General features: G+C 62.6%; 22 protein-coding genes. 4 read left to right on the forward strand and 18 right to left on the reverse strand.

Annotated features, from left to right (window positions below):
* Positions 1–7 precede the first annotated feature (7 nt).
* From GTZ99_RS11955 to GTZ99_RS12035, 17 genes are all read right to left on the reverse strand, one after another.
* Positions 8–1,438, reverse strand: coding sequence for a conjugal transfer protein TraH (locus GTZ99_RS11955; RefSeq protein ID WP_161719103.1), 1,431 nt, complete (start codon positions 1,436–1,438; stop codon positions 8–10).
* A complete protein-coding gene (locus GTZ99_RS11960) occupies positions 1,438–2,388 on the reverse strand; it encodes a conjugal transfer protein TraF (protein WP_161719105.1) in 951 nt (316 codons plus the stop codon). The genes GTZ99_RS11955 and GTZ99_RS11960 overlap by 1 nt, the downstream gene beginning before the upstream one ends.
* Entirely contained in the window at positions 2,372–4,300 is a 1,929-nt protein-coding gene (locus GTZ99_RS11965) for a conjugal transfer protein TraN (RefSeq protein ID WP_227711295.1), read from the reverse strand. Before GTZ99_RS11965 ends, GTZ99_RS11960 begins: the two co-directional genes overlap by 17 nt.
* Complete coding sequence (gene trbC, locus GTZ99_RS11970; protein WP_161719107.1) at positions 4,297–5,055, reverse strand: type-F conjugative transfer system pilin assembly protein TrbC; 759 nt, start codon at positions 5,053–5,055, stop codon at positions 4,297–4,299. The genes GTZ99_RS11965 and trbC overlap by 4 nt, the downstream gene beginning before the upstream one ends.
* A 14-nt stretch (positions 5,056–5,069) precedes the next feature.
* Positions 5,070–6,071: a conjugal transfer pilus assembly protein TraU gene (gene traU / locus GTZ99_RS11975; RefSeq protein ID WP_161719270.1), complete on the reverse strand. Its 1,002-nt coding sequence runs from the start codon at positions 6,069–6,071 to the stop codon at positions 5,070–5,072.
* An 83-nt stretch (positions 6,072–6,154) separates the two neighbouring features.
* Positions 6,155–6,817 carry a type-F conjugative transfer system protein TraW gene (traW, locus tag GTZ99_RS11980; protein ID WP_161719109.1) on the reverse strand — a complete coding sequence of 221 codons (663 nt, stop codon included), beginning with the start codon at positions 6,815–6,817 and terminating at the stop codon, positions 6,155–6,157.
* The gene (locus tag GTZ99_RS11985) at positions 6,814–7,356 is read right to left on the reverse strand and encodes a S26 family signal peptidase (RefSeq protein ID WP_201742497.1); all 543 of its coding nucleotides are present in this window, start codon (positions 7,354–7,356) and stop codon (positions 6,814–6,816) included. The genes traW and GTZ99_RS11985 overlap by 4 nt, the downstream gene beginning before the upstream one ends.
* Positions 7,340–7,894, reverse strand: a complete 555-nt coding sequence (locus tag GTZ99_RS11990; RefSeq protein ID WP_161719111.1) for a TrbI F-type domain-containing protein — start codon at positions 7,892–7,894, stop codon at positions 7,340–7,342. The genes GTZ99_RS11985 and GTZ99_RS11990 overlap by 17 nt, the downstream gene beginning before the upstream one ends.
* Positions 7,887–8,222, reverse strand: coding sequence for a hypothetical protein (locus GTZ99_RS11995; RefSeq protein WP_161719113.1), 336 nt, complete (start codon positions 8,220–8,222; stop codon positions 7,887–7,889). The genes GTZ99_RS11990 and GTZ99_RS11995 overlap by 8 nt, the downstream gene beginning before the upstream one ends.
* Positions 8,219–10,765: a type IV secretion system protein TraC gene (traC, locus tag GTZ99_RS12000; protein WP_161719115.1), complete on the reverse strand. Its 2,547-nt coding sequence runs from the start codon at positions 10,763–10,765 to the stop codon at positions 8,219–8,221. The genes GTZ99_RS11995 and traC overlap by 4 nt, the downstream gene beginning before the upstream one ends.
* A 6-nt stretch (positions 10,766–10,771) precedes the next feature.
* Positions 10,772–11,473: a hypothetical protein gene (locus GTZ99_RS12005; RefSeq protein ID WP_161719117.1), complete on the reverse strand. Its 702-nt coding sequence runs from the start codon at positions 11,471–11,473 to the stop codon at positions 10,772–10,774.
* A gap of 3 nt (positions 11,474–11,476) precedes the next feature.
* Positions 11,477–12,334 carry a DsbC family protein gene (locus tag GTZ99_RS12010; protein ID WP_406818596.1) on the reverse strand — a complete coding sequence of 286 codons (858 nt, stop codon included), beginning with the start codon at positions 12,332–12,334 and terminating at the stop codon, positions 11,477–11,479.
* Positions 12,335–12,369: 35 nt separating this feature from the next.
* On the reverse strand, positions 12,370–13,722 hold the full coding sequence (locus GTZ99_RS12015) for a TrbI/VirB10 family protein (protein ID WP_161719119.1): 1,353 nt from the start codon (positions 13,720–13,722) through the stop codon (positions 12,370–12,372).
* Positions 13,719–14,561 (reverse strand): type-F conjugative transfer system secretin TraK, encoded by an 843-nt coding sequence (locus tag GTZ99_RS12020; RefSeq protein ID WP_227711297.1) that lies wholly within the window; start codon positions 14,559–14,561, stop codon positions 13,719–13,721. Before GTZ99_RS12020 ends, GTZ99_RS12015 begins: the two co-directional genes overlap by 4 nt.
* The gene (locus GTZ99_RS12025) at positions 14,558–15,121 is read right to left on the reverse strand and encodes a type IV conjugative transfer system protein TraE (RefSeq protein ID WP_161719121.1); all 564 of its coding nucleotides are present in this window, start codon (positions 15,119–15,121) and stop codon (positions 14,558–14,560) included. Before GTZ99_RS12025 ends, GTZ99_RS12020 begins: the two co-directional genes overlap by 4 nt.
* A 1-nt stretch (position 15,122) precedes the next feature.
* Positions 15,123–15,407, reverse strand: a complete 285-nt coding sequence (traL, locus tag GTZ99_RS12030; protein WP_161719123.1) for a type IV conjugative transfer system protein TraL — start codon at positions 15,405–15,407, stop codon at positions 15,123–15,125.
* Positions 15,408–15,500: 93 nt separating this feature from the next.
* Complete coding sequence (locus GTZ99_RS12035) at positions 15,501–15,824, reverse strand: hypothetical protein (protein WP_161719125.1); 324 nt, start codon at positions 15,822–15,824, stop codon at positions 15,501–15,503.
* Between the two features lie 295 nt (positions 15,825–16,119).
* Between GTZ99_RS12035 and GTZ99_RS16855 the strand changes: the two genes are divergently transcribed.
* Positions 16,120–16,509 (forward strand): hypothetical protein, encoded by a 390-nt coding sequence (locus GTZ99_RS16855; protein ID WP_227711298.1) that lies wholly within the window; start codon positions 16,120–16,122, stop codon positions 16,507–16,509.
* An 87-nt stretch (positions 16,510–16,596) separates the two neighbouring features.
* Positions 16,597–17,103, forward strand: coding sequence for a hypothetical protein (locus GTZ99_RS12045; protein WP_227711299.1), 507 nt, complete (start codon positions 16,597–16,599; stop codon positions 17,101–17,103).
* Between the two features lie 84 nt (positions 17,104–17,187).
* On the opposite strand, the gene GTZ99_RS17045 is transcribed toward GTZ99_RS12045, so the two are convergent.
* Positions 17,188–17,847: a lytic transglycosylase domain-containing protein gene (locus tag GTZ99_RS17045; RefSeq protein ID WP_320076679.1), complete on the reverse strand. Its 660-nt coding sequence runs from the start codon at positions 17,845–17,847 to the stop codon at positions 17,188–17,190.
* Between the two features lie 79 nt (positions 17,848–17,926).
* Here GTZ99_RS17045 and GTZ99_RS12055 point away from each other — a divergent pair, with 79 nt between their 5' ends.
* Entirely contained in the window at positions 17,927–18,145 is a 219-nt protein-coding gene (locus GTZ99_RS12055) for a hypothetical protein (protein ID WP_161719127.1), read from the forward strand.
* Positions 18,146–18,208: 63 nt separating this feature from the next.
* Positions 18,209–20,893, forward strand: coding sequence for an ATP-binding domain-containing protein (locus GTZ99_RS12060; RefSeq protein WP_161719129.1), 2,685 nt, complete (start codon positions 18,209–18,211; stop codon positions 20,891–20,893).
* The last annotated feature ends 176 nt before the right edge of the window (positions 20,894–21,069 follow it).

A 21,069-nucleotide genomic window follows, 5' to 3' on the forward strand; every position in this document is an offset into this window, starting at 1 on the left:
GCTGATCTCACTGAAGGGGGTGCTGGCCGAGCGACCTCTCGAACTGGAGGGCGGCGGTCATCTGGGGGGACATGGTGTTGCGCAAAGTGGCCTCGATACGGATCGTGCGCTCGAGGATCTGCTCGGTGCGGGTCAGGCGCTCGGAATTATGGACCACCTGCGCGTCCAGCGTCTTGGTTACATCGCGGAGCTGATCCTGCCACTGCTTGAGGGTCAGCGGATCGGCGTTCTGGAAGGAGGACTGGCCGTCGGTGACCATCTTGTAGAACTGGCCGACGATGGTCTCGAGCAGGTCGACCGAGGTGATTTCGGCAAGGCTGGAAATGTCCGCCGAGTTCATGCCGCCAAAGCTCGCCGCGGCATTGACCACCATGATCTTGTAAAGCGGGATGGTGGTGGCGCCGAGCAGGCCGATCTCTTCGGAGGTCAATTGCTGGTTGCCCTGGATGCGCCCGGCAATGTCGATCAGCAGGTTGTAGACGCGGGTTTTCAGGGCATTGCTGGTGCTGACCGAGAGGCTGGTCTGCGAGGGGTTGAGGCACTTGTCGGTGGTGTCGCAGGCATAGACGGTGGCGCTGTTGCCGCCATCGAGCAGCGCAGTGATGAGCGCTGGATCGCCTTGGCCCAGAAACTTGAAGGTTGGGCCTTGGGTGTCGCTGGTGCCGGGTTGGTAGATCACCGTGCCGACAAGGCTCATCAGATATTGTTTAAAGGCCGTGTCGAAGCTTGGGTATTTCTGGCTCAGCATCGACCAGGTATAATTGTAGGGGCCAGCAGGGATTGTGCTGTCGGAATTGCCCTTGATGGTCGAACTTTGGCTGCCGCCTGTGCCGCAGCCCTGCTCGGAAGAGGCCCAGTCAGAGAAGACGCCCTGGCTGTTGCCGATGATCTTGCAGAATTGGCTGTCGCGCGCGCCCACCATACCGGCAAGCCCGGCCGCGACCTGTTGGCCTGCCTGACACGCATCGAGGCTGTGCTGGGTGAACTGCTGGACCTTCTGCATCATCTTCTCGATCGAGGTGCCGATCTGCGAGGAGATGGCGTTGATCGCGAGGTCAAAAACGAAGGCCAGCGCGCCATTGGCCGCCGCCTTCATGGCCGCCACGATCTGGTCGGTGTTGATGAAGGAAAAGCCGCCGGTGAAAATGTCGATGCCGCCGCAGCCCGCCTTGACGCTGGGCATTTGCAGCGAGCCCAACTGGTAGGTCGTTTGGGCGGGGAAGCGCACCCAGAGGTTGCCGCCCGAGTAATACCCGCCCTGTTGGCCGTTATAGGCGACCGGGCCGGTGGCGTTGGCCGCCCCGCCAAGATTGGAAAAGAAGGAGTTGAGCTGGCCGTTGACGTCTGCCTGCGCGGTCTGGAGGCAGAGCAGATTGCTGAGCGCCAGCACCGTGAGGGCGCGGGCCAGCCAATGGCGGATCGCATGGGGCCAGCGCATCAGAAGTCGCTCCCCGGTTTGACGCTGGTGAGATAGAAGATGCGTTGCAGCACCTCATCCTCGGCCATGATGCCGTAACCGATGGGGATCGGCTTCTTGAGATAGGTGTCGAAGAGCACGAGCGCCGGCACCTGACCGCCTTCAAGGCCCATCTTCTCATACTGGCCCTGATTGACGACATAGCGCGGAAAGGCGGGGGTCGGGCCGCCGTCCATCGAGACCGGCAGGACCGAGAGGTGGTATTTGTCCGAGAGCGTGCGGACGATAGGCGAGAAAACCTCGCAGGCCCCGCAGGATGACGAGTAGAAGAAGAACAGTCCATAGCGTTCCGAGAGCGAGGCTATGACGGCCTCGCGGTCGGTCTTGCGTTGGGCGAGCCATGCCGTCTTGCCAAGCGTGCTGACCGGGCGCTGGAGCGTGTAATCGAGGTCGGGGTGCTGCCAGATCGCGCGTTCCCAGACATCGGCAAAGGTAGAGGCGCGGTCGAGCTGCTCGCGCTGGTAGCGGACATAGGCGATGATGTTGTCCGAGGTCGGCTCGAGGATCGCCTTGGCCTTCAACTCTTCAAGCCGCGCACCGATCTTGTCGAGCTGCTGGCGGTAGGTTGGAGAGGCGGCGCTGGCCGAGGCCGCCGGCTCGCTGGGCTTGGGTTTCGGGCGTTCGCAGTAGAACCAGGTGCCCAGCTTGCGCTCGCCGCAATAGAAGGGATCGCCGGTAACGGTGGACGTGTCCACATGTTCACCTGTGAGGCTGTCCACCTGTTCACGCGTGGACGGGTTCGCATCCTCACGATTGGACACGTCCTCCTGTTCCAGTGTGGGGCTGGCTTGCGGGCTGTCCATCGCCATGAGCGGGCTGGCCGCAAGAAGACTGACGCCAGCGAGTAAGGCGGCGAACGTGGCGGTGATCGGGCGTGAAGCTTTGCACATGGCGTCAGGATCCTTGACCATGGGTTTGGTAGTAGGCTTGGACCTTCTGCTGGATCTGGGCGGAGGTCTGGAGCGAGGCGGGCAGCGAAACGGCGCTGGTGAAGTCGGCAAAGACTTCCGCGAAATCCATCTTGGAGAGATCAAGCTTGGAGAACTGGTCGACGGTGAAGCCGGTGCAGGTAGGCGATTGCGGGCTCCCGAAATCCAGCCCCAATTGCGCACGGCCCTGCTCCTGGATCACACGGGCAAGTTTGGACTGGTAGCAGCAGTAGCTCTTGCGCATGGTGGTGCAGACAAAGAGCGCCTTCTCCGAGCAATATTCGCCGACATAGTGGCACAGGCCCATGCGGTCTTTGACGTCGAGCTGCATTTCCTCACCCGAGCACATGAAGAGCGGCAGGAACTGGGTTACAAGGCCAAGCAGCATGGCCGGATTGCCCGAGGCGAGGCCGATGGCGGCCGTGGCGGCCGCAGCGCCGGTCAACAGGCCGGAAACCTTGCCTGCACAGCAATTGACAAGGCCGAACAGCGGCTTGTGGCAGCCGGTGGCATCGCCATCAAAGATCGTCAGCTTGTTGGCGTCAAACTGCTGCTTGGCGTCCTTCATCGCGTTCATCGCGACCAAGGTCTTGGCCAGATCAGGCGCTGGCGAGGTCGGAAGCTGGGTGCAGCTTCCATCGATGCAATAGACGTCCCCGCTGCACGAATAGGCCTGGGTGGTCTGGCTCGTGGCCGGGGTCGTGCATTTGTAGACCTCGCTCTTGACCTGGCAGGCGCCAACCTGCGGGCTGTCGAGGCAGACCTCGTGGTCGAAGCTGCAATTGCTCTTGGCCGACAGCGTTGCGCAGTCGTTCGCATTCGAGAGTGTGCTGCACTGGTAACTCGCCTGCCATTGCCAGCAATCGTGCGTGACCGCGATGCCGTTGATGCTGCGGGTGGCAGGCGAGGCATCGACGCAGACCTGGCTGGGTTGCAGGCAGGTCTGGCCCGTGGGCAGAGCCTTCAGCTTGGCCTGGCAATCGGCATTGTCGACGCTCGAGCCCTGATAGATCTGGATTGGCCCGACATAGGCCGCGCCCGGCACACCCGGCGCCTGATCCTGCGGCGGAGGCTCGAAGCAGAGCGTCGTGTGATTGATGCAATAGGTCTTCGAGGCACTCGCGCCGTAATTGGTCTGCGCGCCGCAATTGTAGGTCGTATCGGTCTCGGTGAAAACCATGCCGAGGCCCGCGCCGGGCGGCCAGTTGGTGACCGAGGGCTTCTTGGTCTGGCTGACCTGCGTGCAGGAAGACTGGCTGGCGAAACTGCCACAGTCTGAAACCTCGCCCCAATAGAACGTGCCGCCGGTGTTGGGGTTGTAGATGTCCCATTCCGATGTGTGGCAGGTGTATTGGTAGGCGCTGGTGAACTGGTTGGTCCAGCCAATCGTGCAGGAGAAGCTGCTGTCGGTTTCGGCCGTGCCAATCTGGCAGGAATCGTAATAGGTGCTGCTCGTGCCGCTGCTGGCCGGAATGGGCTGGCAATTGCCCTGTGAACTCCCCACTATCCCGGTGTAGCTCGTCGGGCTGCTCTCGACCTGCTTGGCGCTCGAGAGGCCAAGGCTTGAGGCATCGACCACTGGTCGGTTCGGGTTGGTGACGATGGCATAGGGCTGCGAGGTGACTGCGGCGACCGCGCCGTCCCCTGCAAGGCTGTTCGGGTTGGACAGATACTGGCCTTGCGGCAGATCGGCGCCGCCATAGCCCGGCACGGCATTGGGCGCGGACTGGCTGGTGACATTGCCGGTGACCTGGCCCTGCAACTGGCTGGCAATCGCGCTGGCCGCAGCCTTGGGATCGACGGTCTGGGCGGAAAGCGGCGTGCTGGCCAACAGGGTTGAGGCCATTAACGCGCTGGAGGCCAACCCGCGAAGCAGGATCGCGCGCGCCGTCATTGTGCCCGCTCCAGATTGGTCAGCGCTTGTTTTGCAACCGGCGCTCCGGGGCCACGCCCTTGCGCGATGGTCTCGAGCGCGAAATGGGTCGTCACATTGCCCGCGATCCGGTCATAGGGCGTCGGGCTGCTGGCACAGTCTTCCCCAGAGCAGAGGTCGAAGCTCGAGGATGCCGCGACATAGGTGGGCACCGCCTCAATGCCATAGGCCCGGAAAAGCCGTGGATCGATGCTGATATGGGCGCCGGACGTATCGCCGATGGCCTCATGCAGCGCGGCCATGAAGGGCTTGGGGCCGCCTGGCGAGAAGCCACGAAAAACCACCATGCCGCCTGCCTTGGATACGTCGGCGATCATCCGCTTCAGGGATTCAGGCGGCATCGACAGGCTGGCAAAGGCAATCAGCATAGGCGCCGATTGCGGAGTTGGCGTCATGCTGCGCCCAGCGTCGGCCACCAGCGCATCGAGATCTACCGGATCTCCAGTCGGGTGCGGCTTGGCCCTTGCGGCCGCCTCGGCCTTCACCTTGGCCTGAGAACTCTCAACTAGCGCGGACACATCCTCAGCAAGATCGGCGCTGGCCTCGGCCTGATGGCCGAGCACTTGATCGACGAATTGGCCGAGGTTGCGGGCATGGGCTTGTGCGGCCTTGTTGATGGCATCGAGATCAAGCCCATCGACCGTAGTCTGGGCCAGTACGGTTCCGACACCGCCGACGGCGACCAGCGAGCCGAGCAGAAGGAGAGATTTGCGCATCTTTGACCCTCCCATCAGAACGCGCAGCAATTGCGCTTGCGCCACAGGAGGTAGCCAACGTCCTCACCTACCACCGGATAGGTGTGCGAGGTGAGCTGGACGGCGGTCGATCCACCGGGAGGCTGACAGGCATAGCGGCCCGTGGTGGCCGCGACCGGGTTCACCATTTGCAGCCGGTATTGCTGTTTGCGCATGATCGGCATGATGTATTTGCCGCAGAGGCCGGACTCGCCCATCGTGCCCCAGGCGAGCGCGGTGCGGTGCATCTTGAAGACCATGCGCTCGGCCGCGAGCCGCATTGACTGGTCCATCGTATCGTTGTTCCCGATGTTGCCGGTCATTGGGTACATCGAGCCATTGCAGCCCGCGCACCAGAAGAGCTGATCGAGCGGCAGCGCGGCGGTGGCGGCGACGCAATCGGCGGCACAAGCAACCTGTGCCAGCGGAAAATCGAACATGACCGTTTCAGGATAGACGAGCGCGGCCAGCGTATCGTCGTTCCAAGTCGGGTCGATCTCGGTCATATAGGCGAGATCGAAGGAGGCGGATTCAAAGCAGATGAAATCCCCCAGCAACTCCAGCAGATAGAACAGCGGGTAGACGTAATAATGCGCCTGATACTGGGCGCTCATTTGCGTGTTTCCGCCCTTTTGCGCGGCGGCCGAGACATGGCCGTTGCCCACATACATGCCCGGATTGATCGTCAGCCCGCCCAGGTTGGGGAAGCAGAAGGGCTTGGTGGTCACGTCGATCAGGCGCACCGGCTCCCAGAAGCCGAAGGATAGGCCCGGCCGGATGCCGCACAAGCACACCGGCAGGCTGGGATTTCCGGGATCGGGTTTGTCACTCGGCCAGAGGTCGAAGCCGCCGATTGACAGAGGGAAGAAGCAATCCCAGCAGATGTCGGTGATGGGATTGGGGAAATGGCCATGACAGGTGGGCGAGCCCTGCGCCTGCGCCACTTGCGCCGAGCCGAGTGCAATGCTCGCGGCGATCATGGCCCAGAACTTGCCCATGCGGCGGCGGGGCGCGCGGCGTGTTGCCTTGCCGGTGTCGAGCCCACGCCCGAAGCGTTGCCAGAAGACAGGCCGGATGCGCTTCATCGGCGATCTCCCGCCCGTTCTCCGGTTACTGGCAGCGCCACCTCGCGGATGTCGAGAAGGTCGCCCTGCTGGACGAGCAGCGCGGGCGTATGGGCGATGCCGAACTTGCCCGTCAGGCTTCCCATCTGGTCGAAATAGAACCGGCGCTGGGTCGCCTTCATGAGATCAGTGGGCGAACCTGCGACCAGCACGATCCAGAGTTTGTCCGGCGCGCCCTGGTGCAGAGCCCACTCGCGTTCCACCGCGCTGTCTCCATCGATGAAAGCAAAGCTGTGGGCGAGATTGAGATGGGTTAGCGGATTGAAACGCTGGCCCTGCGCGGCAATCAGGTTCCCGCGCGCATCGCGGATGTCCTGTGAAAGCGTAACGCTGGGATCGAAACTCCAGTGCCGGTCGCTGGTGGCAGGGGTGATGCCCGCCACGGTATGGGGTCGGCGCACGCTCGCCTGTGCCGCTTCGACGAAGCGCTGGTTCATCGCATCGAGCTTGCCGTTCTGCCTTGCTGCTTCGAGCCGCGCCTTGATGACCGCCAGCAGGTCCGGCTCGGCAATCGACCAGGTCGGGCCGAACGTCCCGAAATCACGTGCGCTCGCCATCATCGGCGCCGAGCCAATGCCCAGCACGGCGAGCAGGATCGAGGCGGGACCGGCGCGCCTCACAGGATGGGTGTCCCGATGCCGATCAACCGGTCGCGGCAGACAAACCCGATCGCGGCATAGCGGCTGTCGAACCCGTCCTTGTGCGAGCTTCCCGCATAAATGCACCCTGGTGGGATCGTGCCGATGGGGCCGGGTACGAGATCCTCGCCCTGATGGGTCTTGGGCTTCAAGTGGGCGATGGTCTTGCCATTCACCCGCACGGCGTCGCCTGTGCGGGTGACGACATCGCCCGGCACGCCATAGGTGATCTTGGCGAAGGGCTTGGGATCAGCCCCGAAATGCTTGATCACCAGTGGATCGTGACCCGGCGCGAAAACGACATAGTCACCGCGCGCCGGAAAGCGCCCAGTCTCGACCAGCAGCGCCCAGTTGGGAAGCGATTCACTGGCGTTGATAAGGAAGGCATGATGGTCGTGCCAATCCTTGAGCGCTGACCAACTCAAGGCCGCACCGCCGATCAGCGCCATGCCGCCCAGCCTCAGCCGCCATGATGTTTGGCGCTGAGCCGGCACAGGCGCGATCTCACTTGCCGCTGCCATGGTCGGCTCCCTTGGCATCGAAGAACTGCTGCATCTGGACCGATGGGCTCGGCGCTGATGGTGCAGCAGCCCCGCCTTGCGGCTTGGCGAGGCTGGCATAGACCTCGTCGCGAACCTGCGGCGTGATGTCGGGGACATCGCCGGCGACGACGGCGTTGCTGAGCAGCAGGACTTCGCCCTGAGCCGCGTGGCGGGCAACCGCGAGGTTCAGCGCTTGAAGGTAAGCGCCGGTCTCCGCCGTAATCTGGTCAGGCGTAGCCCCGCTGCGGGCCTGTCCTTGCACATACTCACGGACGAGATCGGCCAGCGCCACTTTCCGGATCGTGGTCACGCGCTGCTCAAGTCCCAGCAGCTTGTGTGTGGCCCAGCTTCCCCAGAGCAGGCAGGCGCCGGTGAGACCCATGGCCAGGATCTGGCGACGATTGCCGACAAGGAAGGCAAACAGAGCGCGGCGCTTGCCAGTCACGTCAGTGGGCGAACCAGCGGCTTCCAGCCCCAAAGGCAGTTCGCCCTGCGGCTGTGGGGTATCGTCATGCATCGGTGGAATCCTTGTTGCCAATGGGGTCTTCAAAGGCCCGGGCAAAGCCGCTGCGGCGGAAGAAGGCGACAGCCAACAGGATCGCGAAGAAGCCGATGATGATCTCTTGGTCGAACTGGTCGCGGCGGATGGCGTTGGCCGCGACATAGCGGTCAGCGAGATTGGCAAGCTGGGCCATGGTGATGGGCAATGAGAAGTCGCCGATGGCAAAGAGGATCAGCGCCATCGCGCCGGCAGCGGCCAGCACATTGACGGCGAACCAGCCCGTGAGGCGTAAGCCGCATGCGGCGACTGCCCCCCAATTGATGGGTGTTGCGCGCCGCGTCATGGCCGCACTCCCACGGCCTGACGATCCAGCCCATAGGCGGCGCATTCTATTGCCTCGGCCATAGTGGCACCGCGCGCGACCTCGGCCTCGATGCGGGCATAGACAGCCGGGCTTGAGGAATAGAGCGTGCCGGAAAAGGGATCGAGCACGAGACGGCAGACCGTCTGCGTGTCCGGGCCGCGGATCAGCAGGTCGGAATATTCGGTGCCGTTGCGCTTCAAGGAACGCAGCAGCGCGTCGGTGAAATTGTCCATTTCGAAGCGGTCGGACTTGCGGAAATCGGCGATGGTTTCCGGCTTCTGCTGGAGCACCAGCATCCAGTCGGAGTTTTCAAGCGCGGCCTTAGAGCCGCCTGATTTGTAGAAGTCGTTGATCGACTGGGTCGCGGTGATGAGCGAGGCGCCATATTTGCGGCAAGTGCGCGAATAGGTCTCCACGAAATCCGCCATCGCGCCGCCTTTCAGCATCGCCCAGGCCTCATCGATGATGAGCGCCTTCGGGATCTGCCGGTCGAGCTTCCTCATCGTCTGCGAGGCAACGAACATGATCGAGGTCAGGACGACGCTGCGCAGTTCCTCGCGTGAGGAAAGGTCCGACAGTTCGAAGACCGTCAGATCGGCCGAGAGATCGAGATTGGTGTCGCCAAGGAAGAACGGCCCATACGTTCCGGCGTCAGAGAACGGTAGCAGCGCCGTCGCCAGATCATCGGCCTGCGGGTGACCGGCAGCGCGCAACGCAGCAATGATGCCATCGACGGTGCCGTCACGCGCCTTCTCGTTCCATACGGCATTGACTGCGGCATCGATCAGCCCGCGCTCGGTGTCGTTGAGCCGGTTCTCGTAGCGCGCCATCTGACTGATGATGGCCTTGAGCATCGCGAGGCAGTCGACGAGATAGTCCTCGTCTCCCGCGGCAAGCTCGAGGTCTATCATGCGGAATGGGTTGATCGAGATGCCAGACGAGAGCTTGAACTCGGTGAAGGTGCCGCCCAAGGCTTTCGCCATATGCTCGAAGGAGCGCCCATCATCGATGACGATGGTCTTGGCGTTAACCCCGGCAAAGCTGGCGGTCAGATCCTGAAGCAGCACCGATTTGCCCGAGCCGGACTTGCCCGCGATGGCGACATTGTGGTTGCCGGCATTGTTCTGAAAAGGCGACCAGAACTGGGGCTGACCGCGCCGCCCGATGAACAGCAGGTGCGGGATCGCGCCGCCATTGTATTCGCCCTGGACGGGCGCGAGCGCTGCCACATTGGCCGAAAGCACAGTGCGGAAGCGCCGCATCCGCATGAGATCGCGCGAGAGGCCATCGGCCAGCGTCAGCGGGAAGGATGCCAGCAGTCCGCCCGTCTGAAGGTAGGTCTCGTCGATCAGATCCCAGCCAGCGGCCTTGTAGATCGCCTTGAGGGTGCGCTCATTCACATCGCCTCGGCCAAGCGGCGAGACCATAGTGACGCTGTAATAGATCTGGACCAGTTTCTGCCCGAGGCGCACTTGCGCCTGCACATGCTCCCACTCAGCCGATTGGGTCTTGAGGCTGGGCACGAGGCGCGCGGCTTTGCCATCGGCGAGCGCCGTCGTGCGAGTGAATTTCCAGCCCGCCTTGGCTTCGGAGGTCTCGGCCGACGGGATGATCCCCGCGATCGACTGGAGCACCGGGCATGGCAGGCAGAGCTTGGGATTGAAGATGTCGCCGATGACCTTTTGCGTGTCCCAGGGTGCCCAGCGTTCGGGGAAATAGCGCACCGACATGGTCCGCACGTCGAACTCATGCGGGCTCATATCCGCCATCTCGGGGGCGCCATCAATGACCACGCCGGAGGGGCGCAAAGAGGGCGCCTCAAGGATCAGCCGGTCCTTCTCAACGCGGGTGACGAGATCGCGGCGGATGCATTGCTCGTTGATCGGATCGAAGGGGCTGTAATCGGGCGCGTCATCGCCTGCGCCCGTCGCGGGGCAGACCACATCGTCGATGAAACGGATGAGCTCGGTCGGACTGAAGATCCGCGTCTTGACGTTGATTGAGTCGAGTGCCGAGGTGATCCCGTCGCGGATGCCAAGCAGCGTCTCGGTATCGACGCCCGAACCCACGCCAACGCCTACAGCAAAGAGCACGCGGAACTGGCGCAGATGGAAGGGGCCGTCGGAGGCGAGGGAAGACCAGGCGCCGCTGCGCAGCAGGTCGAGCCGGTAACGGGCCAGCTTGTTGAATACCGCGCCCGCCCGGATGCGGGGCAATGCCCATTCTTGCAGCTTCTCGGCAATACGGGGTGACGCATAATTGATGATCTGGAATTCGCAGCCCGCCACCAGCACATCGGAGATGATCGAGGTCAGGATGTCGCCGATGCGCTCATCGGCCCCCATGAGCGGGGCCAGTTCGAGGATGAAGCCCTTCGAGCGGGTGAGATGGAAGATCTGCGTTTCTGCCGCATAGGCGCGGTAGCCGAGGAAGCTCGCGAGCATGGGCACATCGCGCGTTTCTGCGCGATGCTCTGGCGCCTCGCTGTCGCCGGTGACGAGTTCTATGAGCCGGGCGAGCATGGCGCCTCAGTCCACCTGCGGCGGGAAAGTCGCCGCGCCGCTCTTTGGCGTTATGGTCTGAGGTGTGGTGGGCTTCGGCGGGCTGGGCTGCGCTTGGGGCTGGTTCAGGATCGCCTTCACCTTGTCCTTGATCGCTGCCGTCGGATCCGTGGGCAGTGCCGGTGCGGGCTTGTCGCCTTCGGGCGACTTGGTGGTGGCCGGTGCCATCAGCGCCATGTCGGGCGCCATTTCCGCGAGGGTGAGCAGGCTCATGTCGGCGCCTGCGCCCATGGACTTCGCCCCCCAAACCATTCCGCCCTGCGGAGCGCTGGACACCTCGGTAAGATGCGGGGCATCGACGGGGACAAAACCTGTGGTGCGGGGATGGAGGCGACCCGATCCGTCGCGCCAGGGCATATAGACAATTCTGAGCACCGGCCTGAGCCCAGAACGAACCGGCCCGACGAAGGTCCATGCCTTCTTCTCCTTGGGATTGGTGGATGCTTGGAAACCGTTGGCGGCGGGCACGGCATCGGGCGTGGGCGGCGCGTCCTTGGCTTCAGCCTCGGCATCGATCGCGTGGATGGCGCTGTCATCGATGGTGGTCGATGGCGCGCAGGTGCCGCGCGGCGCGCTGCACACGAAACCGCCTTTGACGTTGGAGTGGAGCATTGAGCAACCAGCCAGCGGCATTAGGCCAAGCGCGGCGATGATGGGGGACATGCGCATGGTTCAGGCGCCTCCCTTCAGCCAGCTTTCGAGGAACTCACGCGGGCGGAAGCCCAGCAGCACAGCGCCATCCTCGCGAACCAGCACGGGCGTGCCGGTGAAGCCATGGGTGCGCGCGAAGGCCTCATTGGCATCGAGGCCGCTGGTGTCGCAGGCGCGTGCGCCTTGATCTTTTTGGGAGATGTCCTGATCGCCGTAAGCCCGCTCCATGGCGGCGCTCGTGTCCTCGGCGCAGATCACGGCTTCGGAAATTGCCCGTGTGCCGAGGATCGAGATCGGCCGCTCGGTGACGCGCGCTCCAATCGCCTTGAGGGTTTGGTGCAGCGCCCGGCAGTAGCCGCAGTGGAAATCGCTGAATACGGTGACCTTGGGAGCGTTGGCCGCGCCTCCCCATTCGATGGCGCCATTGGCCGGAAGGCTGGCAAGGCTCACCTTCTGAGCGGGAACCGAGGCAGGAGCGGACGCAGATTGGGGATGCGATGGCGCGAGGCCCGCGCTGTTCGCTTCTGGCGCCTTGGCTGTGGCCGAAGCGCCAACCAGCATATCGGGATTGATGGCGAGCAAGCGCGCCGCCGTCAGATCCTGATGCGTCTCCATGTCATAGATCCGCCCGACGATGAGGTAGCGGGCTGAGGGATCGATGTAGAAGAGGTTGGTCCCCGCCTGCACCTCGCAGATGCCCGGGATTTGGCCGCAATCGACCTTGGTGACGGTGGTGCGCGGAAGACGCTGGGTCAAAGCCCGCATCGCTGCCGCATCCCTCGCCAGAGCAGGACGAGTGCGCGTGGCCGTCGCGGCGCGAGCCTCGGCGATGGTCGGTAGAGTGCTCAAAGCCAGTCCGAGAACGGGTAGCAGGCGCAGGAATGATCGGGAGTGAGACACGCGAGGTTTTCCCTTCAATTGCGGATGAAGACGCCGTCGAGGAACACCACCTCGACATCGAGGCCGGTCGGCATTTCCACGACAGGCTGGTACTGTTCGGCGCGCTCGATCAGATATTTGGAGACCATGTCGCCGGACTGGGCGACGCCCTGGCCAAGCCCACCCTGGGCGATGTCCGAGGGCGAGAGCGTCGAGCGCTGGCCGTTCACGCTGACCGTTGGCGAGGTCAGATAGGCCGAGGAATTGGTCGAGAAGCCGCGCCCGAAACCGCCCAGCACGCCGGCGATGAACGCCTGACCCACCAGATTGCCCGAGCGGTTGACCACGCGGCCGCGCACGCCGGTCTTGCCGCCAAAGGCGATGAAGCCCTTGACCTCGCTCACCGCCACCTTGCCGCCCGGCTGCGGGCAGGTCATGCGCTGGAGCTTCACATAGACCTTTTCCGAAGAGAGGTCGGCGAGCGCCGCGCCATTGACCATGCAGCCCACGATGTTGGTCTTGAGCAACTTGCCAGCCACATAGACCGAGCGTGCCGGGCCAGTGATGCGCAGCACCACAGGCAGCGGGTCAGTCTGGCTCTTGGTGTTGGTCGTGGCGTCGACGCCCACCACCACCTTGGCCGTCGCGATCGAATTGGGCGGCAGGTAGTTCTCGCTGTCGGTGAACTGGGTGGTCTTGCCTGGCACCATGCGTGTGCCCGTTCCGCCAGCATCGCCTCCGAAGGACAGCAGTTTGACCTCGCTGGAACGCGGCGCGCTGGCCGGATCGATCGCGCTGCGAGCCGTATCACCCGATGGTGGTGTCAGAGGCGAACCACTGGGGATGGACGACGACCGCTGATAGGTGGGCGGTGCGCCCGTTCCATACAGCGCGCTTGGCCCGGCGGTCGCCCGCTGCATCTGGGTCGAGAGCGCGGAAATTTGGGAGCGAAGCTGGTCGTTCTCGGTCTGATAGGCCGAGAGTACCTTCGATCCATCGGTCTTGAGCGATTGGTTCTGCCCCTGCAAATCCTCGATCTGCTTTTGAAGCTGGTCGAGCCGGACGGAATCGCCTTGCAGGGTCTTGATCTGGTTGCCCTGCGTCGAAAGCTGGTTCTCCGACAGAGCCATCCATTCCTTGTCGGCCATCGAGCGGTTGACCATGTCATCGGTCGAAATCTTGATCGCCTTGGGGTCGTCTTTCTTATCGGCGCTGCCCGTCTGGGGCGCAGGCGAAGCCAGAATCCACCACATGCCCGCCATCACCAGCACACCGCCCAGACCCCACATGGCAATCTGTTGACGGCGGCGGGTAGCAGCATTGCGGGCAAGATCATCCGTCGGCGATGGGGGGGCAGCAGGGCTACCCTGTGCGCTCGGCGCGTTCATGGCTGACCTCCGGTCTCTGTGCTGCGCTGGACAATGAAGGCGGTGGTTGCCTCACCGGGCGCCAGACGGGGGTTGGTGATGCTGACTGCGATGGCGTCGGCGGGCGCGACCTTGTCGTCGATCAGGACCGCGGGCTTGTTGCCGCGGTTGGTGATCTTGAGGAGCTTGCCGGTATAGCTCGCCCCGACATATTGCCCGACCATCTGGACAGAGAGCGTGTCGATGTCGACGGGCACCAGCGCGCGCCAGGTGATGTCGAAACCTTCAACCGGCTTCTGAGCATACATGGCCGCGATCAGATGCGCCGAGGCATCCTGCGGTGACAGGCCGGCGGGCCATGTCTCACCGACCGGGCGCGGATGTTCGACATCGGCATTGGCGATAAACACCTGCCGCGCATCACTGCCGCCCACCGCGCAAATGAATTTATAGACGAAGCCTTTGCGGGTCGTGCCGAAGAAGGAAATTGTGGGCTTGGAAAAGCCATTGGCGACCGAAAGGTAGATGTCGCCGCGCAGGGGTTCATTGACCACCTGAAAGTCATCGGCGGGATTGGGCGCCTGCACCTTGGAGACCGAGGCGAACTGGTCATCCTTCAGCGAAATCCGCGTCAGATCCTTGGCCGAGGCCTCGCAGTGGACGGTGCCATTGTCGGCCACCAGCAGCGTCTGATCGGCATAGGCTGGCGCGGCCGTGGCAAGGCCGGCGCTCACCAAGGCGATGCCGAGGGCGCGCTCAGCCCACAAACGGCGCGGGGCAAGGCTTGCCCCTGCCGACAATTCCAGAATGGCCATAAAGGAAAACCCTTGTGGGATGGTGCCGGGGAATGGGCCGCTCATGGCGTCTCCTCCGGCTTGGCGATCATCCCGAAGCCTTTAAGCTTCAGGGAGACGCCGTTGTAGGTCCAGGTGAAGCGGAATGTGCGATGCTCGGTGGTCACCTCCTTGGAGGCGACGACGGTGTGCAGCGTGCCGCCGACCGTGCTGGTCAGCGTATCGGGATCGACCCACATCGCATCGGGCGTGAAAAACTGGGTGATCTGCGAGCCTTGCTGCTCGGCCACCACTTTCATCAGCGCCTTCTTGACTTGCCCACGTGCCTGCTCGTCGGTCACTTCAAGGATGGAATCCATCCAGTAGGTCAGGCTCTGGGGCGAACGGTTAAGGGCAACCATCGCGACATCGCGGGTCACCATCTCGAGATAGTCGGGCGAGACCTTGGCGCTGGTCAGTGTGAGCGGTGTGCGCAACGTCGGCACCAGCACGACCTCGCGGTCCTTGCGGCCGGCGGAGACCACGCTGCTGACGGCAACGAGACCGAGGGCCAGCGAGAGCAGCGCCAGGCCATTGCGCTGGCGCAGAACCGCTTGCGATTTGTCGTGGGCGAGATCGATGTCCATCTTAGCCCGCCAGCACGCGAAGATGGGACGGCGGGAAGCTCCTCATGGCGAAAAACTCGCCAGGAAGGTGCCAGTATCCAAAATGCAGGATCCAGGCCATCGAGCGTCCGGCGCGGAGTTTGCGATAACCGAACCAGGCCACGGTGGAGAACACCAGCCCGATGACGATATGCGAAGCCAGAATGCCCCAGATGAAGGGGGTGACCATCACCAGGAACTCGTCCAGCGTCCAGAACCCGATAAGTTCCGGATCATCCAGATGTTTGGGGATCGCATAGCGTTCCATCGCTGCCCGCCGTCACAAGAGTTGGTGGGGGATCGGGCCGGTCTGCACGGGGCGTTGGGAGGGGCAAGAAGCCCTGCGCAGCCGGCCTTGTCGTCAGATGGTCGCGGTGACCATCGCGGTGACGATCGGCACGCCCGTGCCGGCGGCGACGCCGGTGCCGACCGGCACGGCGACCTGCGCCAGCGAGAAGCGGCCCGAGGCCAGACCGACGATGCCGCCGGCCAGGCTCAGCACGGTGATCACCTTGCCGCCCGAACCGGACAGGAAATTGGTGAACTGCGTCAGCGCTGTGTTGAACGAGGTGTCGGTGCCGGCAAAGGCGGCGCCCGGGCCGAGTATGGCGGCCGCCACCACGGCGATGCCGAGATAGGGCAAGATCGAGGCGCGTTTGGGCGCCGGCAGTGCAAGGGACGTCATGGGGTAAGTCCTTTCGAGAGGGCCAGGACGCAATGTGTTCCTGTGCCGATCCGAAGGCTCCGCCAGACGGGGACTCACCGACAAGTCGGGTCCCGCCAAATTGGCGCTAAATCAAGTAAATTTCTGCGTCCTGACTTATGCTCGAACTGATTCGGCCCACAGGGGGTTTCGCAAGCGCCCGGCACGGGGCGCAAACGAAGCTGGGCCCGTTTCGATCTGGCACGTCAATGGGCGCAAAGCGCCCATCTATGGGCTGAAATCTTGAGGAAACAGGAGTTTGACATGGGGGCTGTCAATGAAAGAGGATCAGACAGGGGATAGTCATCGCTCGCGATCCCAGACCGCACATCGCTTGAAGATGAGCCCGGCGGCGTTCCGGGCGCTCAGCTTGGCGCTGCACAATCTTTCCTCGCGCGAGCTTGAGCTTTGCTCACCCAGACGACTGCTGACCACGGTGCTCTCGTCATCGAAGCGTGAAATATTCCATATACCTTTGAGTGACTTGGATGGAATTTGCCATCACGACGCGTTGGTTGGCGAGGTAGCGATCAACATTCGGATCGACTCCAGGATCAATGATCGGCTGCGTGATTTTCGTGACGATGCGGGCCGTAGGCTCGGCCGATCGGTCAGCGTGATCGAGGCGATCAACGCTTGTGCCCATGTGCTGAACGAGGGTCTTTGAGCCAAAGCAACGACTTTGCCTGCAACTTGACAAAGGTCACCCTCCCGCGCCGGTATTGGTTAACGCCGCAGCGCGCCGAGGAGTATTATGACTGAGCCCATCACTCCAAACACTGACTATACTTTAGTATCCCAAGGACGCGCGCCCTCGGACTCTGATGCCCCGTTTTCCGAGAGCCATCGCGCCCTGCTGAGCAACAAGATTAACCGGGATGGTCGGCCATTGGCGGAGATCGCCGCCTTGGCAAAGATGAGCAGACGCCAGCTCGGCCGTATCCTTGCCGGCCAGAAACCGTTGCGGATCAGCGATCTCCGACGTTTGTCGGACATTCTCGGGCTCAACGCTGCACGGGCCGTTATTGCCATTGAAGTGATCGGCGACTGGAGTGCCTATGACGACCCGATGCTGGGCATCCTCATCGGGATGTTGGCGCCGGTCTTCAGAAAAGTGGACGCCATCGCCGACTTTCCGATGGAGCCATTGACCGAAAAGGCTCAGGAAGAGTTAACAACCCGGCTTGCCGAAACGCTCGTCACCAACCAGGCGCAAATCCGTCAAAGGCGGGATCAATTCGTCAGCACTTCATCGCTTTGAAATCCCCTCGGCCCGCACAGCAAGGGCAAACGGCTGCATCCCCTTCGGGTCGCCAGCAGCCGCAACGAAATGAGGGAGCCAGAGCTATTCGCGGAGTGGCATTGGCGCGGAAAGCTGCCTTCGCATCGTCACCAGAATGTTCGAGACATAGTGGATGGTCTCAGTGATGCGGGGCACCCGACCTCTCGCTCGCACGCGGCCTGCGCCAGCATTGTAGGCGGCCAGCGCCAGATCGAAACGACCGAATTCATCGAGCAGGGATCGCAGATAGCGCGCACCACCACGCATGTTCTCACGCGGGTCCAGTATGTTGCGCACACCAAGGATGCGGGCACTGGTGGGCATGAGTTGCGCTAGGCCAGTCGCGCCCTTTGGGCTGATCGCGACGGGGTTGTAGCGGCTTTCCTGGATGATGAGGGCGTCGAAAAGGGGAGCTGGCACGCCCGCTTCACAAGCGGCTTCCGCCATAGCCGGATACCAGATGGCACGGCGCTGCTCAGCCGCTGCGGTAAGTCGGGGGCTCGGGGCGTTGCGTGGGTAGTCGCATCCCTCCCACGGGCGGGCAGCATCGAAGCGTGACGGGAGGGAGGCAGGCTTAGTGCCCTTGGCCATCTTTTTGCCGCGATGAACTGAGGTGTCCGACTGGGCTCGGGATTTCTCGGCTTCAAATGCGACGGACTCTTTAACCAAGCCGCCGAAGGCGTCGAGTTTGGGATCGCCTTCTATTCTGTCCCACCCTGCCACTTGGAGGGAAAAAGGTTGCTGACTACCGCTAGCAAGGGGGAACGTCTTCAGGGCTATCCCCTGAGCATAAGTGCTTGGAATGACCGCCAACGAACAGGAGCTGGCTAGAAACAATCTTAGGATCATGGCCCAATTCCATGGTTGGGTCGGGTTCGGTTATCGCACCAACACTATGGGGTATTTGGTCCTGCTTGCGCAAGCATTCATGCCCCAAAAGGTGACGCTCGTCTGGAAGATCGAACCACCGATCAAAGCGATTGATCGGGAGGCTTCCGAAGGACTTGATAATGCTGAATAGAGCGACGCTGCGCATTGGAATTTATCAAATATCCCCGTAATGTCGGATGTGAAAGGGGATCGCATGGACAAGTTGCGACAGGTTGCAGAAGAGGCTTTGAACACGTTCGGCGCTATTGCCGATGCGGCAACGCTGCGGCTTCAAGAAAAGGGCATCAGTCTCGGCAGCCTTGCCGTTGTCAACGAGGCAACGGCTGAAAGCATCGCGAAAGACATGCGCGAGCGCAACGCTCAGCGCGTCAGCGACTGTCTGCACCTTCGCCGAGAACCCACCATCGCACGCCTCGTCGTCGCCGACGATGATGACCGCGAAGAAGTGATCTATATCTCGCCCGTCGGCACCGTCGATACGCGTGGCATCAAATCTTGCAGCTATCTCAGCCCCAAGGGCCGCCTAGCCGCGCTTAGACCCGGCGATGGCGAAGAAATCCATATCCCCGGCGGCAAGCGTTGGTTCTATGTCGTCGAGAAAGTTACCTTCCAGCCGGGTGAATGGAGCGGCGAATGGGATTCGCGGCCGGCGGTGGAGTTCCGTGAACAGGAGACGCCCCGCACGATCAAGTCGCTGCGCGAGTTGCTCCGCGGTGGCTTGGTCCTTGAAGGGGAGCAGGACGCTCTTGCAGCGTGGTTGGGTAGCGATGATGAGTACGAGAATGGACTCATCGAGGACGGCATCGTTAAGGAGACGCTGACGGCCATGCAACTGCGGGTGAAGCAGTTGCTCGACCGCTATCAGGACGAGATCCTGCGCTTGCCGCTCGATACTAGGATTGCGGTGCTTGGCCCACCGGGCACCGGCAAGACCACAACCATGATCAAGCGCCTGCGTCGCACCGTAGATGTCCGCCATCTGGAGGAGGCCGAGCAGGAACTGGTAATGGAAGCCAGTCAGAGCAGCCTTGATCACGCCGATAGCTGGATCATGTTTACGCCCACGGAGCTCTTGCGCCTCTACGTGAAGGAGGCGCTGGGGAAACAAGGCGTTCCTGTCCACGACCAGCGCCTCCAAGTCTGGGATGATTACCGCCGCGAGATCGCTAAGCGGCCTTTGAACTTGCTGCGCACCGCTGTCCGACGTGGACTGGTGCTAAAATCCGATGCGGGTATTCTGCAGGCCGACACCCTGACCAACCAGACCGCTTGGTTCGAAGCTTTTGACGCCTTCCAGCGCGAGGATTTCGCTAGCCAGCTTGTGGTCGAGGCCGAACGCCTCGCCGCGAGCCAAGATGCCCGCCAGGCTTTGGCTGGTCGGCAGGTCAAGGGCGCCATCGATCGGAGCGCCGAGCGCGTTACCGTGCTGCTAAGCGAACTAGCAGGGCGATCCGCCGAATTGCGCGAGATTGCCGCAGGGATTGGGCAGGAAAGTCGCGTGGACCTCCAGCGGCCACTCGACAGCTTTGCCCGATCACCTGGCTTTCTTGATGCCTTGGCCGAATTTGTGGGCTCGCTCTCGGCGGATGCCGAGGATGACCTCGACGACGACACCGAGGACGAAGATGACGAAGTCGAGAACCAGAACTCGCTCGTCGGGCGCCGCCAGATCGCTGACATTTTCCGGCGAGCCATGCGCGCACGTGCCATTGGACAGGCCTCTGGGCGCGCTCCGGGCGCGAACACGCGGGCCGGCAAGATTCTTGCTTTCATCACCGCACGCGGGCTTGAATTGCCCGACCTGCGTCGGGTTGGCGAGCGGCTCCTTATCCAGCGAGCAGCTAGTCGTCTGGCTCGCGCGCCGCACGCCTGGCTTTCGGGATTGTCGCTCCGCTATCGCAAGTTTCGCCGCGCCATGCGCGCAGAGGGGCAGTGGTATGCGCCAGGCCCGCTCGGCGCTCAGGATGTTCAGCCGGCCGAACTCGATCTTATCATCCTCGCGATCCTCTCGCAGGCCCGCGAGATGACAACCAATGTAACCTTGATGGTCCGGCTGGGTGACAATCGCCCGGCCTTGTTGGAGGCGGCGGCCGAATTGCGTCGCAACCAGGTTCTGGTGGATGAGGCGACAGACTTCTCGCCACTGCAACTCGCCGCCATGCGCGCACTCGCTGATACGCGAACCGACGCCGTGTTCATCTCGGGCGATTTCAACCAACGCCTGACGATCTGGGGCAGTCGCTCGACCGACGAGCTCGAATGGGCAGTGCCCGGTGTCAAGGTCTCTCCAATTTCGGTTACCTACCGGCAGAGTCGCAAGCTCGCTGCCTTTGCTGGCTCTTTGGCTCAGTTGCAGGGAGCGACCGTTACCGAGCAATCGCCCGAGGACTTCAAGGACAATGAAGGGTGGAACCCCGTGCTCGGCACCGGACTTGCCGATCCGGATGATCTGGCAGAGTGGTTGGCCGAGCGCATTCGCGAGATCGGCGTCCTGATGAGCGATGGCGTGATGCCCTCGATCGCCCTACTCGTCGATGACGAGGGCAAACTAGACGATCTGGCGGCGGCTCTGAATCCGCGTCTCGAGGAGATGAACATGCGTGCGGTCGCTTGTCCTCGCGGCCTCGTGAAGGGCCAGGAGGGCGACATCCGCATCTTTGATGTCCAGCACGTCAAGGGTCTCGAGTTCGAAGCTGTTTTCTTCATTGGCATCGAGAATCTTGCGATCCACAAGCCCGACCTGTTCGATCGCTACCTTTATGTCGGCGCCACCCGCGCCGCCACCTTCCTCGGCCTTGCTGTCGCTGGCGATCACCTTCCCGAGGGCATTCGTGCCCTTGAATCCGATCTCATCAATCGCTGGCCCGCCCGAATGTGATCTCGACCGAAGAGTGCCTGCGCTCGGTTCACCCGATTTTCTTGGTGGAACCGGGCCAGGACGCTTGCAGCCACAGCTACTGCCACCCAAACTGCCATTGAAGGCATTATAACTGGCTGAAGGAGGCTGACGTTCAAAGTCTTTGGCAGCAGCGTCGGAGGCGGTCGTTAGTTCAC

This window comes from Novosphingobium ovatum, from assembly GCF_009909235.1.
Classification (GTDB): domain Bacteria; phylum Pseudomonadota; class Alphaproteobacteria; order Sphingomonadales; family Sphingomonadaceae; genus Novosphingobium; species Novosphingobium ovatum.

What these genes read in the sequence shown, in the direction of transcription:
- GTZ99_RS11955 (WP_161719103.1), bottom strand. Translation starts at nt 1,438, where the DNA reads ATGCGCTGGCCCCATGCGATCCGCCATTGGCTGGCCCGCGCCCTCACG.
- GTZ99_RS11960 (WP_161719105.1), bottom strand. Translation starts at nt 2,388, where the DNA reads ATGGTCAAGGATCCTGACGCCATGTGCAAAGCTTCACGCCCGATCACC.
- GTZ99_RS11965 (WP_227711295.1), bottom strand. Translation starts at nt 4,300, where the DNA reads ATGACGGCGCGCGCGATCCTGCTTCGCGGGTTGGCCTCCAGCGCGTTA.
- trbC (WP_161719107.1), bottom strand. Translation starts at nt 5,055, where the DNA reads ATGCGCAAATCTCTCCTTCTGCTCGGCTCGCTGGTCGCCGTCGGCGGT.
- traU (WP_161719270.1), bottom strand. Translation starts at nt 6,071, where the DNA reads ATGGGCAAGTTCTGGGCCATGATCGCCGCGAGCATTGCACTCGGCTCG.
- GTZ99_RS11985 (WP_201742497.1), bottom strand. Translation starts at nt 7,356, where the DNA reads ATGGCAGCGGCAAGTGAGATCGCGCCTGTGCCGGCTCAGCGCCAAACA.
- GTZ99_RS11990 (WP_161719111.1), bottom strand. Translation starts at nt 7,894, where the DNA reads ATGCATGACGATACCCCACAGCCGCAGGGCGAACTGCCTTTGGGGCTG.
- GTZ99_RS11995 (WP_161719113.1), bottom strand. Translation starts at nt 8,222, where the DNA reads ATGACGCGGCGCGCAACACCCATCAATTGGGGGGCAGTCGCCGCATGC.
- traC (WP_161719115.1), bottom strand. Translation starts at nt 10,765, where the DNA reads ATGCTCGCCCGGCTCATAGAACTCGTCACCGGCGACAGCGAGGCGCCA.
- GTZ99_RS12005 (WP_161719117.1), bottom strand. Translation starts at nt 11,473, where the DNA reads ATGCGCATGTCCCCCATCATCGCCGCGCTTGGCCTAATGCCGCTGGCT.
- GTZ99_RS12015 (WP_161719119.1), bottom strand. Translation starts at nt 13,722, where the DNA reads ATGAACGCGCCGAGCGCACAGGGTAGCCCTGCTGCCCCCCCATCGCCG.
- GTZ99_RS12020 (WP_227711297.1), bottom strand. Translation starts at nt 14,561, where the DNA reads ATGAGCGGCCCATTCCCCGGCACCATCCCACAAGGGTTTTCCTTTATG.
- GTZ99_RS12025 (WP_161719121.1), bottom strand. Translation starts at nt 15,121, where the DNA reads ATGGACATCGATCTCGCCCACGACAAATCGCAAGCGGTTCTGCGCCAG.
- traL (WP_161719123.1), bottom strand. Translation starts at nt 15,407, where the DNA reads ATGGAACGCTATGCGATCCCCAAACATCTGGATGATCCGGAACTTATC.
- GTZ99_RS12035 (WP_161719125.1), bottom strand. Translation starts at nt 15,824, where the DNA reads ATGACGTCCCTTGCACTGCCGGCGCCCAAACGCGCCTCGATCTTGCCC.
- GTZ99_RS16855 (WP_227711298.1), top strand. Translation starts at nt 16,120, where the DNA reads ATGAAAGAGGATCAGACAGGGGATAGTCATCGCTCGCGATCCCAGACC.
- GTZ99_RS12045 (WP_227711299.1), top strand. Translation starts at nt 16,597, where the DNA reads ATGACTGAGCCCATCACTCCAAACACTGACTATACTTTAGTATCCCAA.
- GTZ99_RS12055 (WP_161719127.1), top strand. Translation starts at nt 17,927, where the DNA reads ATGACCGCCAACGAACAGGAGCTGGCTAGAAACAATCTTAGGATCATG.
- GTZ99_RS12060 (WP_161719129.1), top strand. Translation starts at nt 18,209, where the DNA reads ATGGACAAGTTGCGACAGGTTGCAGAAGAGGCTTTGAACACGTTCGGC.